General features: G+C 75.3%; 12 protein-coding genes and 1 pseudogene. 7 read left to right on the forward strand and 6 right to left on the reverse strand.

The annotated features are described in order from the left end of the window. Positions 1 to 114: 114 nt before the first annotated feature. A complete protein-coding gene (locus GTY84_RS02060; protein WP_237531968.1) occupies positions 115 to 1,335 on the reverse strand; it encodes a hypothetical protein in 1,221 nt (406 codons plus the stop codon). A gap of 557 nt (positions 1,336 to 1,892) precedes the next feature. After that, positions 1,893 to 3,257, reverse strand: coding sequence for an FAD-dependent oxidoreductase (locus GTY84_RS02065; RefSeq protein WP_161224269.1), 1,365 nt, complete (start codon positions 3,255 to 3,257; stop codon positions 1,893 to 1,895). A gap of 384 nt (positions 3,258 to 3,641) precedes the next feature. Between GTY84_RS02065 and GTY84_RS02070 the strand changes: the two genes are divergently transcribed. The 5 genes and pseudogenes from GTY84_RS02070 (at position 3,642) to GTY84_RS02090 (ending at position 7,764) form a co-directional block, all read left to right on the forward strand. After that, the gene (locus GTY84_RS02070; protein WP_345943310.1) at positions 3,642 to 5,093 is read left to right on the forward strand and encodes an MFS transporter; all 1,452 of its coding nucleotides are present in this window, start codon (positions 3,642 to 3,644) and stop codon (positions 5,091 to 5,093) included. A 210-nt stretch (positions 5,094 to 5,303) separates the two neighbouring features. After that, the gene (locus tag GTY84_RS02075) at positions 5,304 to 5,477 is read left to right on the forward strand and encodes a CsbD family protein (RefSeq protein WP_161224270.1); all 174 of its coding nucleotides are present in this window, start codon (positions 5,304 to 5,306) and stop codon (positions 5,475 to 5,477) included. A 165-nt stretch (positions 5,478 to 5,642) separates the two neighbouring features. Further along, positions 5,643 to 5,921, forward strand: a complete 279-nt coding sequence (locus GTY84_RS02080; RefSeq protein ID WP_345943311.1) for a hypothetical protein — start codon at positions 5,643 to 5,645, stop codon at positions 5,919 to 5,921. Positions 5,922 to 6,322: 401 nt separating this feature from the next. Then, a pseudogene (locus GTY84_RS02085) lies at positions 6,323 to 6,748 on the forward strand (FAD-linked oxidase C-terminal domain-containing protein); the annotation flags it as partial. 134 nt (positions 6,749 to 6,882) lie between these two features. Continuing rightward, a complete protein-coding gene (locus GTY84_RS02090; protein WP_161224271.1) occupies positions 6,883 to 7,764 on the forward strand; it encodes a YegS/Rv2252/BmrU family lipid kinase in 882 nt (293 codons plus the stop codon). A 134-nt stretch (positions 7,765 to 7,898) separates the two neighbouring features. On the opposite strand, the gene GTY84_RS02095 is transcribed toward GTY84_RS02090, so the two are convergent. The 4 genes from GTY84_RS02095 to GTY84_RS02110 all read right to left on the reverse strand — a co-directional run bounded on the left by GTY84_RS02095 (position 7,899) and on the right by GTY84_RS02110 (position 12,825). Next, positions 7,899 to 10,178 (reverse strand): catalase, encoded by a 2,280-nt coding sequence (locus GTY84_RS02095; protein WP_161224272.1) that lies wholly within the window; start codon positions 10,176 to 10,178, stop codon positions 7,899 to 7,901. 608 nt (positions 10,179 to 10,786) lie between these two features. Continuing rightward, positions 10,787 to 11,425, reverse strand: a complete 639-nt coding sequence (locus GTY84_RS02100) for a class I SAM-dependent methyltransferase (protein WP_345943312.1) — start codon at positions 11,423 to 11,425, stop codon at positions 10,787 to 10,789. Positions 11,426 to 11,525: 100 nt separating this feature from the next. After that, complete coding sequence (locus GTY84_RS02105; protein ID WP_161224274.1) at positions 11,526 to 11,978, reverse strand: hypothetical protein; 453 nt, start codon at positions 11,976 to 11,978, stop codon at positions 11,526 to 11,528. Positions 11,979 to 12,219: 241 nt separating this feature from the next. Then, positions 12,220 to 12,825 (reverse strand): TetR/AcrR family transcriptional regulator, encoded by a 606-nt coding sequence (locus GTY84_RS02110; RefSeq protein WP_202548981.1) that lies wholly within the window; start codon positions 12,823 to 12,825, stop codon positions 12,220 to 12,222. Between the two features lie 114 nt (positions 12,826 to 12,939). Here GTY84_RS02110 and GTY84_RS02115 point away from each other — a divergent pair, with 114 nt between their 5' ends. Next, positions 12,940 to 13,953: a zinc-binding dehydrogenase gene (locus GTY84_RS02115; protein WP_161224275.1), complete on the forward strand. Its 1,014-nt coding sequence runs from the start codon at positions 12,940 to 12,942 to the stop codon at positions 13,951 to 13,953. A gap of 396 nt (positions 13,954 to 14,349) precedes the next feature. Continuing rightward, positions 14,350 to 14,736, forward strand: a complete 387-nt coding sequence (locus tag GTY84_RS02120; protein WP_161224276.1) for a BlaI/MecI/CopY family transcriptional regulator — start codon at positions 14,350 to 14,352, stop codon at positions 14,734 to 14,736. Positions 14,737 to 14,741 lie beyond the last annotated feature (5 nt).

The raw sequence follows: 14,741 nt of genomic DNA on the forward strand, positions 1-14,741 counted from the left end.
TTCCGGGACGGTCGTGCCGCGTTCCGGGTCGCCGACTCCCCCCGGGGGGGGGCGCGCGTGACCCGCGTGGCCGCTTTCCCGAGGACGGCCCGGAGGCGTCGGACCCGGCGGGTGTCAGTCCTCCGAACCGTCCCGCGCCGAGGTCCCGCCGGAGCCGGAGCCGGAGCCGGAGCCGGAGCCGGGTGCCGGGTCGTCGGATCGCCGCCCGTCCTCGCCCGGGTCCTGGGCGCCGTCCGCCGCGGTCCGGGAGGCCCGCCGCCCGCCGCGGAACCGCTCCAGGGTGCGGGTGAACTGCCGCAGCGGGGACGTGCCGGAGCCGCCCGCCTGGCGCCCGGAGGCGCCCGCCGACTGCCGGCAGGCGGCCAGGGCCTCGTTCGCGCGTTCGGCCGCCTCCCGGTACAGGTCACGGGACTCCGTCATCGCCGCCAGCGCCTCGGCGTACATCGCCACCAGCTTGCGCTGCCGGACCAGCTCCTCCTCCGTCGTCAGCAGCCGCCAGTCCTCCCGCAGCGCGGTCAGCTCCTCCTCGGCGCCGTCCGCGAGCGGCCGGGGCAGTCCGGCGAAGGCCGCCACGGCGTCCATCAGCTCCGTGGGCTCCGAGCCGTCCAGGTACACGGTGCGCACCGTGTACTCCGCGGCCGAGTAGCCGTCCGGCGCCGGGCTGCCCGGCAGGACGACCGCGCCGCCGCGCGGCACCTCGGCGCCGAGGTCGGCCAGCGCCCAGTTCACGGCCCGCAACTGCTGCGGGGCCGCCCGGTGCTCCACCACGCGGTGCCGCAGCCCCGGCGGCAGCCGGTCGGCCAGCGGCACCCGGCCCCGGTGGTCGGGGGTCATCGCCTCATGGACGACGACATGGATGTTCCAGGGGCTGCGCCGCGCCTCCTTGAGCAGCCGCCGTACGGCCCTGTCGTCGTCCGGCAGGTTGTTGATGCCGCGCATCCGCAGGCCCGTGGCGATGTCGCGGTCCCAGGTGACGTCGGGGTCGTCGGGCCAGAACATGGTGGCCGGGGACGGCCACGCGGGGTCCCAGGCGTCCTCCGCCTCGGCGAGGAGGGTCCACGCCTGCCCGCCTCCGCGGGGCGGTGCCAGGGTGAGCCGGGCCCGTACGGTGACGGTGTCGGCGGCCCTCCAGCGGGCTTCGAAGACATGCGGCCCGGGGAGCCGGTCGCCGGTCCCCTCCGGAGCGAACTCCTGGAAGTCGTCGAGGACTTGGGCGTCCTTGTGCCGACGGAGGGTGTGCCGCACGGTGTCCTCCGCGGCGGAACCGACATGGCGGCCACGCGCCGGCCACAGCGTGGGCGGGGTCGTGGGACGGGCGGTGGAATGGCTCGGCATCGGTCCATGGGGGTGGCGGTGTACGGGCGGACCCCCAGTATCGCCGTTCCGGGCCGTTTCCGGGAACCCGGGGTCCGGCGGCCCGGCCCGCCGAAGGCGCGTTGACGGCACGGCCGCCGGCCGGAACGCAGGCAGCCGGTACGGTTCGGCACCCTCCGGCCCGACACGGGCACGGAACAGGAGGGCGCCCCTCCTCCCGTTGCCCGAAGGCGTGGCCCCACCCGCGACCGGCCCGTCGCGGCCCGTCGTGGCGTGCGCGGGCCCCGGGTCCGGCCGATCCTGGTCGGCCTCTGGCCTACGGGCCCCGCGCCCCCGCACAATGAGCGGCGCGGGCGGGCCCGCCCACCATCCGCAGAGGGGCGGGCCCGTCCGTGCCCCGCCCGACCGTGCTTCCGCGCGCCCGGGGGCGCACACCCCGCTTCCTCCGCGCGCCCGCCGGGCTCCCTCGTCCATCTGCGCGCGCCCGGGCCGTGGTCACCGTGACCGCGCGCCCGTCCCGGACACGCCGACGGCGCCGGGGCCGTGTGCGGCCCCGGCGCCGTCGGTCGGTGTGCCGGTCAGGCGCCGCTCTCGCGGAGCATGTCCTCCCGCTCGACGAGCTTCACGCGGTCGCGGCCCTGCGGCTCGCCCAGTGCGCGCTCGGCGGCGTCGAGGCTGTGCCACCCGTCCCAGGTCGTATGGCGGACGCCGCGCTCGGCGAGGAAGGCGTCCACGGCCTCCGGGGCGGGTGCGACGGGGGTGTGCAGTCTGCCGTTGGCGTGGTCGTCCAGCAGGCTGGCGACGGTCTCGTTGGCGTCGCCCTTGGTGTGGCCGATCAGGCCGATCGGGCCGCGCCGGATCCAGCCGGTGACGTACGTGGAGGTGAGGTGCTCGCCGGAGTCCTCGATCACCCGGCCGCCCCGGTCCGGGACGGTGCCGGACCCGAGGTCCCAGGGCAGCTTCGGGAGCTGGTCGGAGAGGTAGCCGACGGCGCGGTAGACCGCGCTGACGTCCCAGTCCCTGAACCGGCCGGTGCCCTTGACGTTGCCCGTGCCGTCCAGGGCGGTGCGCTCGGTGCGCAGGCCCACGACCCGGCCGTCCTCGCCGAGGATCTCGGTGGGGGACTCGAAGAAGTGCAGGAACAGCTTGTGCGGCCGGTCGCCGGCGTCACGGATCGCCCAGTTCTCCAGCGTCTTGGCGACCATGTCGGCCTGCTTGTTGCCGCGCCGGGTGGCGATCGAGCCGTCGTCGTAGTCGATGTCCTCGGGGTCGACGATCACCTCGATGCTGGGCGAGTGGTCCAGCTCGCGCAGTTCCATCGGGCTGAACTTCGCCTGGGCGGGGCCGCGGCGGCCGAAGACGTGGATCTCGACGGCCTTGTTCGCCCTGAGTCCGTCGTAGACGTTCGGCGGGATCTCGGTCGGCAGCAGTTCGTCGGCGGTCTTCGCCAGTACGCGGGCCACGTCCAGGGCAACATTGCCGACCCCGAGCACGGCGACCTTCTCGGCCTCCAGCGGCCAGGTGCGCGGCACGTCGGGGTGCCCGTCGTACCAGGAGACGAAGTCGGCGGCCCCGTAGGAGCCGTCGAGACCGATGCCGGGGACGTCCAGCGCGCGATCGGCGGTGGCGCCGGTGGCGAAGATCACGCCGTCGTAGAAGGCGCGCAGGTCGTCCAGGCTGATGTCGGTGGGGTAGTCCACATTGCCGAAGAGGCGGATCTGCGGTTTGTCCATCACCTGGTGGAGGGCGGTGATGATGCCCTTGATCCGCGGGTGGTCGGGCGCCACGCCGTAACGGATCAGACCGAACGGCGCGGGCATGCGCTCGAAGATGTCGATGGAGACGCCGGGGTCGGCGGCCACCTCGGACTTGAGCAGGGCGTCGGCGGCGTAGATCCCGGCGGGGCCGGATCCGACGATGGCTACCCGCAGAGGGCGGGGCATGTTCAGGTTCCCTTCGAGCGGCGACGTATCGACTCGCAGTGAAGCCTAAACTAAGGCAACCCTAAGTCGGTACCTGGGTCCGGTCTATGGCCCCATAAGGCCCGCTTATGGGATGTCACAGAGGGGGTTTTGGTCCCGCCGCCCGGGCCGATCGCCCCGCGGCCCGTGCGGCGGCCCGTGCGACGACTCGTGCGGCGGCCTGTGCGAGCAGCGCAGCGGCACGACCGTCCCGGCGGCGCCCCGGCACGGCCCGTGCGGAGCCGCGTCGGGCCGGCCTTCGCGCAGGCCACGGGTTTGGAACGGTTGCCGTGGGTGACGCGGCCGGGGAACCGCGCACCGCCCCGGCGCCCGTGCCGGAGCGGCGGTCTCGTGAAGGGAGCCCGTGTGGACCCCAACCGGTGGCGGGCTCTCTGGGTGACTCTGGTCGCCGGGTTCATGACGCTCCTCGACGTCACCATCGTCGCCGTCGCCCTGCCCTCCATCCAGCGGGAGCTGGGTGCCTCGGCGGCCTCCGTGCAGTGGATCGTCTCCGGCTACGCGCTGGCCTTCGCCCTCAGCCTGGTGACCGCCGGACGCGTCGGCGACGCCTACGGCAGACGCCGGGTGTTCCTCCTCTCGCTGGCCGGCTTCGTGCTGTGCAGCGCCGCCGCCGGGGCCGCGCCCGGGATCACCCTGCTGGTGGTCGCGCGGCTCGCACAGGGGGTGGCGGCGGGCTGTCTGGCCCCGCAGAACTCCGCGCTGATCCAGCAGCTCTTCCGGGGCGCGGAGCGCGGGCGTGCCTTCGGTCTCTTCGGCGCGACCGTCGGGATCTCCAGTGCCGTCGGCCCCGTCATCGGCGGCCTGATCCTCTCGCTGGCGGGACCGCACGGCTGGCGGTGGATCTTCTACGTCAACGTGCCCGTCGGCATCGTCGCCCTCGTGCTCGGCGCCCGGCTGCTGCCCCGTGTCGAGCGCGGCGGCCGGGGCAGGCTCGACCCCGTCGGCGTGTCCCTGCTGGGCGCGGGGATCCTGGCGCTGATGCTGCCGCTGGTGGTGGCGGACGCCGGAGGGCTGCGCCGGCTGTGGTGGCTGTTCCCGGTGGGCCTGCTGATCCTCGCCGGCTTCACCCGCTGGGAACGCCTGACCGCCCGGCGCGGCAGGGAGCCCCTGCTCCACCCCGGTCTCCTCACCGAGACCCGCGGCTATGCCACCGGTGCCGTCCTGGGCACCTTGTACTTCATCGGCTTCAGCGGGGTGTGGCTGGTGTTCGCGCTGTTCTTCCAGGACGGGCTGGGCTTCTCGCCGCTGCGCTCGGGGCTGGCGGTCACCCCCTTCGCCGTCGGTTCCGCCGTCGCGGCGGCCGTGGCCGGGCGGCTGGTGGACCGGCTGGGCCGGACGCTCACCGTGTGGGGGCTGATCGCCGTCATGGCGGGCCTCGGGGGAACGGCCCTGATCCTCTGGCAGGTCCCCGCCGACCGGGCCGCCTGGGTCGCCGCGCCCGCCCTGCTGATCGGGGGGCTCGGCAGCGGCTGTGTGATCTCCCCGAACGTCACCATGACCCTGCACGACGTCCCGGTGCGGATGGCGGGCGCCGCCGGGGGAGCCCTCCAGACCGGGCAGCGGCTGGGCGGCGCGGTCGGCACCGCCGCGCTGCCGGGCCTGTTCTACCTCACGCTGAACGCCACCGGTCACGACTACCACGCGGCCGTGGCCCTGTCCGTGGGCTCCGGGGTCGCGGCCATGCTCGGTGCCCTGGCCGTGGCCGTCGTCGACCGGCGGCGGGACAGGGTGGAGGACGGCGACCGGACCTGCCCACCCGAGACGGCGCACAGCATCACCCACGCGGGCCAGGGCTGACCGGGAGTCGCGGAGGGGGTGAGAATCGGTGAACACTTCACTGCGAAGTGTTCACCGATTTCTGACACCTGTCGGAGACCGGACCCTCCCTCGGGCCCGCGCGACGCCGCGCCCCTCGGCCGCCCCTCGCCGAGCCGCCGGGTTTGATTCCGGCGACACGGGCGACCCGCAGGAGGAACAGCATCCGAACGCCAGGAGAGGTGAGTACCAGTGGCCGGCAGCGAGAAGTCCAAGAGCCGGATGGAACAGGCCAAGGGGAAGGCCAAGGAGGCGGTCGGCCGGGCCGTCGGCAACGAGCGGATGACCGCCGAGGGCCGGGCCGATCAGGCCAAGGGCGACGTCCGCCAGGCCAAGGAGAAGGGCAAGGACGCGTTTCGGCACTGAGCAGGGGCCCGACCGCCCGGCGAGGTGTCGAGGGCCGGGCGGCCGACAGCGAGTCGGCCGCCCGGCCCTCGCGCGCGCCCGGCGCCGTCCCGGCTCGCCCGTCGCACGCGGGCCCGCTTCGGCTCGACGCGCGGAACCGCACCCGGCTCACTAGGCTTTTCGAGTGTGGCTCACACATTCGACGAACTCGTGCACAAGCGTCGCGCCGCCGACCAGGCACAGCGCCGGGTCGAGGTGCTGCGCGACTCGTACGGACCTCCGACCCAGCACCGATGGACCCCCCGGCAGTCCCATACCTATGAGACCGCGCTGAGGGCCTGGCGCGACCTGGACCGGGACGCGCGGACCGCGATGGCCGAGTACATCAGGGCGGGGGACGAATCGCGGGACCGGGTCGAGACGGGCATCCGCGAGGCCCTCCAGGAAACCGATCCCGGCGCCTGAGGAGCGACCGGGACCCCCGTACGGCGGGCCGGGGGCCGGGCACAGGCTCCGGCCCCCGGCCCCTTCATTCCTCGTTCCGGCCCGGTCCCGCGTCACCGTCGCCCTCACCGGCCACCCCCGGGTCGCTCACCGCCCGTTCGCCATGGTTGTGACGGCTGGGTGTCATGTGTCACGGTGTAGCGCCCTGTGAAGCCGTGCCCACGGCATCGCGACCAGGCGACCGGTGAGGACGACAGGCCATGACGCTGTGGAACGGCCGGGGTGATCCGGACCGCTGCGCGACGTGCTCGGCGCAACCCCCTGCGCCCCCGCCTCCGTCGCCCCCGCCGACGCGGCGCCCGAGAGCCGCGACGAGGTTCTCGGCGTCCCGCGGGCCCGCGCCGCGCACGGGCCGCCGGTGGTCCCTGCTCGACTCCAGGGCGCTCGCCGAGCCCCTGGAGACCGCCGCCCACTCGTCCCGGACCGCGGCGCCGCACACCGCCGCCGCGTGCGACGCGCTCGCCGCCATGCCGACCGCCGCGGGCATCCCGCCGCTGGTCATGTGCCACGTCGCGCACGCCCCCGAGAACATGGGCTCCATCTGCTTCACCGTCGTCCGCGCCAGGGGAGCGGACCCGGTGGCCCCCTGGACCCGCGCCAAGTACGCGGCCGACGTCGCGCCCCTCGCCGTGGGCGGCACCATCACCCACCACCACGCCGTCGGCACCGACCACCGCGACCGCTGCGTGCGTGAGGCCGGGACCCTCGGCGTCCACTCGCCGCGCGCCGTCGAGCGGCGGCCGGACCCCTCCGGCGTGCTCGACCCGGGTGTCCTGCTGCCCGCCGACCGACCGCCCCGTCCCGCCCCGCCACCGGCCCCCTCCGTCCCGTCCCCGTCCCGCACGGCGCGGGCCCGCCACCCCGCCCGTTCCCCGGCGGAGGGCCGGCCCGGCGCCGTCCGCCGGTTCCGAAAGGCACAGCGATGCGACAGTTCACCGCCGTCGTCAACCCCTCCGCGGGCGGTGCCACCGCTGCCACCGCCCTGCGCGGGGTGGCCCGGCTGCTGCGGGAGGCCGGAGCCGGGCTGGAGACGGAGCACAGCGGCAGCCTCGCGCACGCCCGTGAACTCGCCCTGCGGGCAGGGGAGCGGGGCCGGGTGGTGCTCGCCGTCGGCGGCGACGGCATGGCGGGCTGCGTCGGCGGCGCCCTCAGCGGCACCGGGACGCCGCTCGGCCTCGTCCCCGCGGGCCGGGGCAACGACTTCGCCCGGGCCCTCGGACTGTCCGACGACCCGGCCCGGCTCGCCGCCGTCCTGCTGCACGGGGAACCGCGTGCCGTCGACACCATCGAGGTCACCTCGGCGGTCCACGACCGCACGGCCGTCCTCGGCAGCGTCTACGCCGGGGTCGACGCGCTCGCCAACCGTCACGCCAACCGCTCCCGGCTGCTGCGCGGCACCGCCGCCTACTACGCGGGCGCGCTGAGGGCCGTCGCAGGCTGGCGCCCCGCCCGTTACCGGGTCACCGTCGACGGCGCGGAGCACTCCTTCACCGGCTACACCGTCGTGGCCGCCAACTCCGGCTACTACGGCTTCGACCGCCTCGTCGCCCCCGGTGCCCGGATCGACGACGGACTGCTGGACGTCGTGATGATCCACCACGCCCCGCGCCGGCTGTTCTTCGCCCTGATGAACGAACTGGCCTCGGGTGCGCATGTGCGCCGCCCCCAGGTGCGGGTGGTGCGCGGCCGGGAGATACGCGTCGAGGCCGACCGGTCCCTGCCGTACGGCGCGGACGGCGAGGTGGACGCCGTCCTCCCGGTGACCGCCCGGGTACTGCCCGGCGCGCTGCGCGTGCTGCGCTGAAACGCACGAAAACCCTTGCGGGGCGAGGCTGTTCACCCCACCGCATCATCGGCCGAGCGGGCGGGGCGGGGTGACGGCGCGACGGTGGACGGGAGCGGCGGCCCGCCCGCCGCCGTCCCCGCCCGTTCTCCCCGTCAGCCCGTCGGTGTGGTGAAGCGTTCCCACACCCGGTGGGAGCCCAGCAGCTCCGTGATCCGCGCCAGGGCCGCCGTGCCCGAGTCGGCGACGACCACCCCCGGCGCGTCGGCGGGAACGGCCGCCGACGCCAGAGCCGCCTCGCCGCCCGCCCAGACCCCGATGGCCTTGCCGTGCCGGAAGGCCTCCGCCACCAGCAGGCTCACCCGGGGGTCGGTGGTGGAGGGCGTGGCGGGGGACGGCGGCGCCTTGTAGTCCCGGGCGGTGTAGGCGTCCCCGCCCAGCGCGGGCACCCCGGCCAGCAGTACGGCGTCGAACTCGACGGACCGCGCGGTGAGGTAGCTCCGCTGCACCGTCAGCTCCGTGCCGCCGGAACCGAGGGTGCCGCCGGTCGGCGCGACCACCAGCGGGACCATGCCCGCGTCCAGCACGGCCTCCCGCACCGCCGCCACCCCCTCCAGGTCGGCCCCGCCGGTGACGATCCCGATGACCCGCCCGTCGGTCGGCCACGCGCCGCCGACCTGGGACAGGGCGGGGCTCGGCGCCACGTCGGCCAGTGGCACCGTGGGCCCCGGCGCGGGCAGCCCGAGCCCCTCCGCGACCCCCGCGCAGAGCTCCGGGTCGATGTTGGCCAGAACCTGGAGCGTCCGCTCCCGGATGGCCCGCTCGTAGCACTTGCCCAGTTCGAAGGTGTAGGCGCCGATGATGTGCTCGCGCTCCACCGGGCTCATGCTCAGCCAGAACCGCCGGGGCTGGCTGAAGTGGTCGGCGAACGACTCCGGGGCCTCGCGCACCTTCGTCGCCTCCGGCACCCGCACCGGCGCCTCCACGAACGCCCCGGTGTCCGCGCCCGCCGTGAACGGGCAGCCGCCGTCCAGGGAGTTGGGCCGGTACGGCGCCACCCCCCGGTGCACGGCGGTCTGGTGCATCCCGTCCCGCAGCATGTCGTTGACCGGCGCGTGCGGCCGGTTGACCGGGAGCTGGGGGAAGTTGGGGCCGCCCAGCCGGGAGATCTGCGTATCCAGGTACGAGAACAGCCGCCCCGCCAGCAGCGGATCGTCGGTGACGTCGATGCCCGGCACCAGATGGCCGACGTGGAACGCCACCTGCTCCGTCTCCGCGAAGAAGTCGGACGGGTTGCGGTCCAGGGTCATCACCCCGACCGGCTGGACGGGCGCCAGCTCCTCCGGCACGAGGTTCGTCGGGTCGAGCAGGTCGATGCCCTCGAACGTCTGGTCCGGGGTGTCCGGGAAGGTCTGGATGCCCAGCTCCCACTGGGGATGGGCACCCGCCTCGATGGCGTCCGCCAGATCCCGGCGGTGGAAGTCCGGGTCGACGCCGTTGATGAGCTGCGCCTCGTCCCAGACCAGGGAGTGCACGCCCAGCCGGGGCTTCCAGTGGAACTTGACCAGGGTGGTGGCGCCCTCCGCGTCCACCAGCCGGAACGTGTGGACCCCGAAGCCCTCCATCATCCGGTACGAGCGGGGGATTCCCCGGTCGCCCATGAAGAACAGGGTGTGGTGGGTCGCCTCGGTGTGCAGGGAGACGAAGTCCCAGAACGTGTCGTGCGCGCTCTGCGCCTGCGGGATCTCCCGGTCGGGCTGCGGCTTGGCGGCGTGCACCACGTCCGGGAACTTGATGGCGTCCTGGATGAAGAAGACCGGGATGTTGTTGCCGACCAGGTCGAAGACGCCCTCGTTGGTGTAGAACTTCGTGGCGAAGCCCCGGGTGTCGCGCACGGTGTCCGCCGAGCCGCGCGAGCCGACCACGGTGGAGAACCGCACGAACACCGGCGTCTCCACGTCCGCGGCGAGGAACCCCGCCCGGGTCACCCGGGCGGCCGTGCCGTAGCTCCGGAAGACCCCGTGGGCTCCGGCGCCACGCGCGTGCACCACCCGCTCGGGGATGCGCTCGTGGTCGAAGTGCATGACCTTCTCGCGCAGATGGTGGTCCTGGAGCAGCACCGGCCCGCGCGGTCCCGCCTTCAGCGAGTGGTCGGTGTCGTACAGCCGGGTGCCCTGCGCGTTGGTCAGATAGCTGCCGGACTGCGCCACGCGGGCCCGGTCGGCTCCGGTCGGCTGCCCGGTCGGCGACACGGTGGCAGGACCGCCCTGGTCGGGCTTCGGGGGCAGGGGCTCCCGGGGCTCGGTGGGTTCGGCCACGGGGGGCGACTCGACGGCCGGCCTGCCGGGGATCCCGTCCGGCGGCCCGCCGTCGTCGCCCCGCAGGGCGTCGGTGACCTTGTGGGCGGCGCGCCTGAGGGGGTTGGCCTCGCTCATCGGGCTGCTCTCCGTTCTGCTCCGGCCACCGCGCGGCCGGGCGTTCAGCGTTCCGCGATCCGCGGACGGGCCGTGACCGCGTACCCGGACCCCGGGGATCGAGGCATCCCCGCTCCCACCGCCCGTCGGGGGAGGTACGGAGCGCCGGCACCGGAATCGGACCCCGCCGGGCGGGACCCGTCGGCGAACCGCCGGGGGGCCGACACCGGAAAGGCCCGCGTACGCCGTGGTGCGGGAACGCGACAGAGGGGTCTCGCGGCGCGGGTGCGGGGTCGGGTGCGGACGGCGCCTCTCGGGGCGCCCGTACCAGCCTCACCGCCGGACCATCGCCACGCCACCGGGAGAGCGCATCCGGGGGAGGGGGCGTCGGCCCCTCTCTGAAAGGGTGTTACGGCGGAACGCCGGGCCACCGGCACGGGGTGCGGGCTGTCGGGGGCGGCGGGCGTCGGCCCAACGCGTCCGTCGAGCGTCGGCGCGGATTCGTCGGCGCGGTCACCGGTCCGTTCGCGGTGGACCGGTGACCCCCGGTCCGGTGCCGCGCCGGCAGGAGAGGGCGGGCCCGCTCCCGGCCGGTCGCCCCGCCCACCGGCCCGGTGGCCGGGACGGCTCTACGCGCGGCGGCGGCAGTGCAGGAACAGGTGCGATTCCGGGGTGGCGTCGGGATATGCCGGAGTGAACTCGCTCTCCTCCCGCTCCAGGACCTCCAGGCCGGACTCCTCGGCCAGCGCCGTCAGGTCCGGCGCGGTGAAGCTGCTCACCCGCACCCGGTGGCCCATGAAGAGGGCGTCGACGTTCTCGATGTCCAACGGCACCGTCGCCAGGGCGAGATGGCCGCCCGGCACCAGCGCCCGCGTCAGCCGTCCCAGGGTCTCCGTCTGCTCCCGCCGGTCCAGCTGGAGCAGGGAGAAGTAGGCGCAGACCGCGTCGAGCGACGCCTCCTCCAGCGGTTCGTCGCGGATGTCGGCGCAACGGAACGAGGCCGCCGGGACCTGCCGGGCCGCCAGCTCCGTCATCACCGGGGAGACGTCGACGCCCAGCACCCGGTGACCGGCGTCCGCGAGGGTCTCGGCGGTGGGCCGCCCGGTACCGCTGCCGACGTCGAGGACCCTGCTGCCCGGTGCCAGGCGTCCGAGCAGCCATTCCAGGGAACGCCGTCGCGCGGGATCCCCCGCGAAGGCCCTCTCGTACTCGGCGCCCAGCTCGTCGAACACGGTGATGGGGGGCGGGAGTTGCAGGTCGTCGGTCACGAGGGTCCTCCGGTGGACGGCGCGGAACGATGCCGCGGGCCGAGGTGGCCGGGGCATCGTTCCACCACCGGCGCCCCACCGGCAAGCGGCGCCCGGCGGCTCAGCGCAGCGCCTGGTACACCGACGCCGTGGTGTAGCCGTACACCAGGTGCGGGATCAGGTCGGACAGCCACGAGACCCGGTCCCACCGGCCGGGATCGGTCACCCCGAGCGCGGTGGCCGGCAGGTCGCCGCCCGCCATGGCGGCCGCGCCGAGCAGCGGCCCCGCCACCCAGTCCGGCAGCGGTCCGCGCCGCCCCCGCAGCAGCCCGTAGGCCGCGCCCACGCCGAGACCGGTGGCATGCCCGAGCAGAGCGCCGACGGCCTGCTCGCGGTGCGGGCCGGACTCCTCGTCGCCGAGGACCAGCCCCACCCGGTCGGCGACCGCGTCCACGAGGTGGGCCGGCACCTCGCTGGAGCCCCGGCCGCGCAGCAGCATGTCGCCGTAGGAGGTGAGGTTGAGCGCGACGGTTCCGGCCGCGCCCGCGATCAGTCCCTTGATCCAGGATCGCATCCGGTGACTCCTTCGGCACGGGGCGCGGCGGCGCGCGCGGACGGTCACGACCGGCTCCGGGTTCCCCGCCGCGCGGGTCCGAAGAGTGCCCGGAGCTGCCGCACCCCGCCGCACCCGCCCGTCGCGCCGCCGAGGCGCCGGATGAGCGGTGGGCCCGCTCATGCCAGGACCCGCCCCGCGGCCCGGACCACGCCGGTCGGCCTCGCGCCCGTCCGTCGGCCGTCGCGCCCCGAGGCAGGAGTCACCCCTCCTGCTGGGCCCGGGACCGACCACCGTCCAGGGCGAGATCGACCAGCCCCCGCACCAGCTCCCCGTCCAGCGGCGCCTCGCTGAGCAGGACGCGCACGAACAGCGGGCCGCTCACGGCCTCGATCAGCAGACCGGCGTCGGTGTCCGCCGCCAGCTCGCCGCGCCGCACCCCGCGCCGGACCATCTCCCCGGCCCGGTCCAGGCGCTCGCTCCAGAACGAACGGCGCCGGTCGTCGAGGGACGCGTCCTCCTGGGCCTCGACGCTCAGGCGCAGCAGGGCGCGCCCCTGTGCGGTGCCGAGCAGCCCGGCCAGCGCGCCGAAGAACTCCAGCAGGTCCTCCCGGACCCGCCCGGTGTCCGGTATCGGCAGGGCCGTGTCCATCCGGGTGGTGAGCGCGTCCAGGACCAGGTTCTCGCGGGAACCCCAGCGCCGGTAGACGGAGGTCTCGTGCACCCCGGCTGCTCGGGCGACGGCACCGACGGTCGTCGCGGCCAGCCCCTGGGCCGACAGCAGCTCGACCGTGGCGGCGAGCACGGCCCGGCGCATCGGTTCCCCCCGGCGGCGCAGGGGCGGGACGGAGGGTTCCGGAGAGGTCATCGGCCCAGCCTAAAGCAACTCGACCTGCGTTGAGTGCTACGGTTAACGCAAGTCGACCTGCGATGGGGACCGATCGTCCGCCGCCGGGGGTCGCAGCACCAAGGAGGTCATGACATGGCGCAGATGCTCGCCGCCCGCCTGCACGTCCCGAGCCGCACCCTGCGGATGGAGGAGGTGCCCCGGCCGCAGCCCGGACCCGGGGAGGTCCTGGTCAAGGTCGAGGCCGCCGGGGTGTGCCTGTCCGACGTCCACCTCATCGACGGCACCCTCACCCCGCTGCTCCTGCCCGGCGACACCGTCACCCTCGGCCACGAGGTCGCCGGCACCATCGCCGAGACCGGCCCCGGCGTCACGGCCTGGTCGCCCGGGCAGCGGGTCGTGCTGTACGCCGGAGAGGTCCGCGACGGGGTCACCCACACGCGGGGTGTCGACTACGACGGCGGCTGGGCCGAGTACGCACTGTCCTCCGCCACCGCCCTGACCGCGCTGCCCGACTCCATCCCGTTCGAACAGGGCGCGATCATCCCCGACGCCGTCTCCACGCCCTGGGGTGCCATCACCGACACCGGTGCCGTCCGCCCCGGCGAGGCGGCCGGTGTCTGGGGGGCCGGCGGCCTCGGCGTGCACGCCGTGCAACTGCTGCGCGCCGTGGGCGCCTGCCCGGTCGTCGCCGTCGACCCCACCCCGGTCGCCCGCGAGCGCGCCACGGCCGCCGGTGCCGATCTCGCCCTCGACCCCGCCGATCCGGAGCTCCCGCAGGCCGTCGCGGCGGCGACGGGAGGGGCGGGGCTCGCCGTCGCCTTCGACTTCGCGGGGGTGCCGCCGGTGCGCGAGCAGGCCGTCTCCGTCCTCGCCCCCAAGGGCCGGCTGGTGCTGGTGGGCCTGACCGACAAGCCGCTCAACCTCACCGACGGCACCCGCTTCAGCTACCTCCAGCAGCGGGTCCTCGGGCACTACGGCTCCGACATGCCGGTGGCCCTGCCGCAGCTCCTCCGCCTCGTCCAGGGCGGGCGGCTGGACTTCTCCGGCTCCATCAGCGGGGTGCTGCCGCTGGCCGACGCCGCCGAGGCGGTCGCCCGGCTGGAGAGCAAGGAGGGCAACCCGGTCCGTCTGATCCTGCGCCCCTGACCCGCCCCGGGCCACCGGACGGGGACGGCCCCCGCCCCCGTCCGGCCACCGGTCCGATCCGCTCAGATCCGATCCGCTCAGATCCGGTCCGAGCGGTGACGGCGGCGGCGCCCCGGCCGGTGAGCCCGGCTCCGTTCGCGGGATCGCGGTGACCGCCATGGGGCCGACCGGTCGGCATGTCGTCCGCGCCGCCCGCAGGCGTCGCGCCCGGACCGGGCGTCCTTGCTCCACGGCGGAGCGGCGCCCCGGCCGGGGGCACCGCCCGGTCCGCAGAGCGTGGGGTCCTGGGGCCCGGCCTCCCGGGACGCGTCGCTCCCCGCCCGCCCCGGGCACACCTCCCGGCCGTCTATACGATGTCCCCTCGGACAACGGACGGCGGCGGAAGGGAGGCGGGCGGTGACGGATCACCGGCGCCCGAGGCGCAGGGGCCAGGGCGAGCTGGAGGCACTGGTGCTGGCGGCGCTGCGCGAGGCGGACGGCCCCGTCACGGCGGGCTGGGTGCAGGAGCACATGGGCGGCGACCTCGCCTACACCACGGTGATCACGATCCTGACCCGGCTGCTCGACAAGGGCGCCGTCGGCCGCGAGCGCGCGGGCCGTTCCTTCGCCTGGACCCCGGCGGCGGACCAGGCCGGGCTGGCAGCGCGCAAGATGCGCAAGGTCCTGGACGGGGAGAGCGACCGCATGGCCGTCCTCGCCAGCTTCGTCACCGGGCTGGACCCGGACGACGAGCGCCTGCTGCGCGAACTCCTGGAGCACGGACGCGGCCCGGAGGACGTCTGACGCCT

Source organism: Streptomyces sp. SID8352, assembly GCF_009862265.1.
Lineage (GTDB): Bacteria > Actinomycetota > Actinomycetes > Streptomycetales > Streptomycetaceae > Streptomyces.

Bases quoted from the DNA above. Each gene is read 5' to 3' on its own strand.
- GTY84_RS02060 (WP_237531968.1), bottom strand. From the start codon at position 1,335: ATGCCGAGCCATTCCACCGCCCGTCCCACGACCCCGCCCACGCTGTGG.
- GTY84_RS02065 (WP_161224269.1), bottom strand. From the start codon at position 3,257: ATGCCCCGCCCTCTGCGGGTAGCCATCGTCGGATCCGGCCCCGCCGGG.
- GTY84_RS02090 (WP_161224271.1), top strand. From the start codon at position 6,883: ATGCGACAGTTCACCGCCGTCGTCAACCCCTCCGCGGGCGGTGCCACC.
- GTY84_RS02095 (WP_161224272.1), bottom strand. From the start codon at position 10,178: ATGAGCGAGGCCAACCCCCTCAGGCGCGCCGCCCACAAGGTCACCGAC.
- GTY84_RS02105 (WP_161224274.1), bottom strand. From the start codon at position 11,978: ATGCGATCCTGGATCAAGGGACTGATCGCGGGCGCGGCCGGAACCGTC.
- GTY84_RS02110 (WP_202548981.1), bottom strand. From the start codon at position 12,825: ATGACCTCTCCGGAACCCTCCGTCCCGCCCCTGCGCCGCCGGGGGGAA.
- GTY84_RS02115 (WP_161224275.1), top strand. From the start codon at position 12,940: ATGGCGCAGATGCTCGCCGCCCGCCTGCACGTCCCGAGCCGCACCCTG.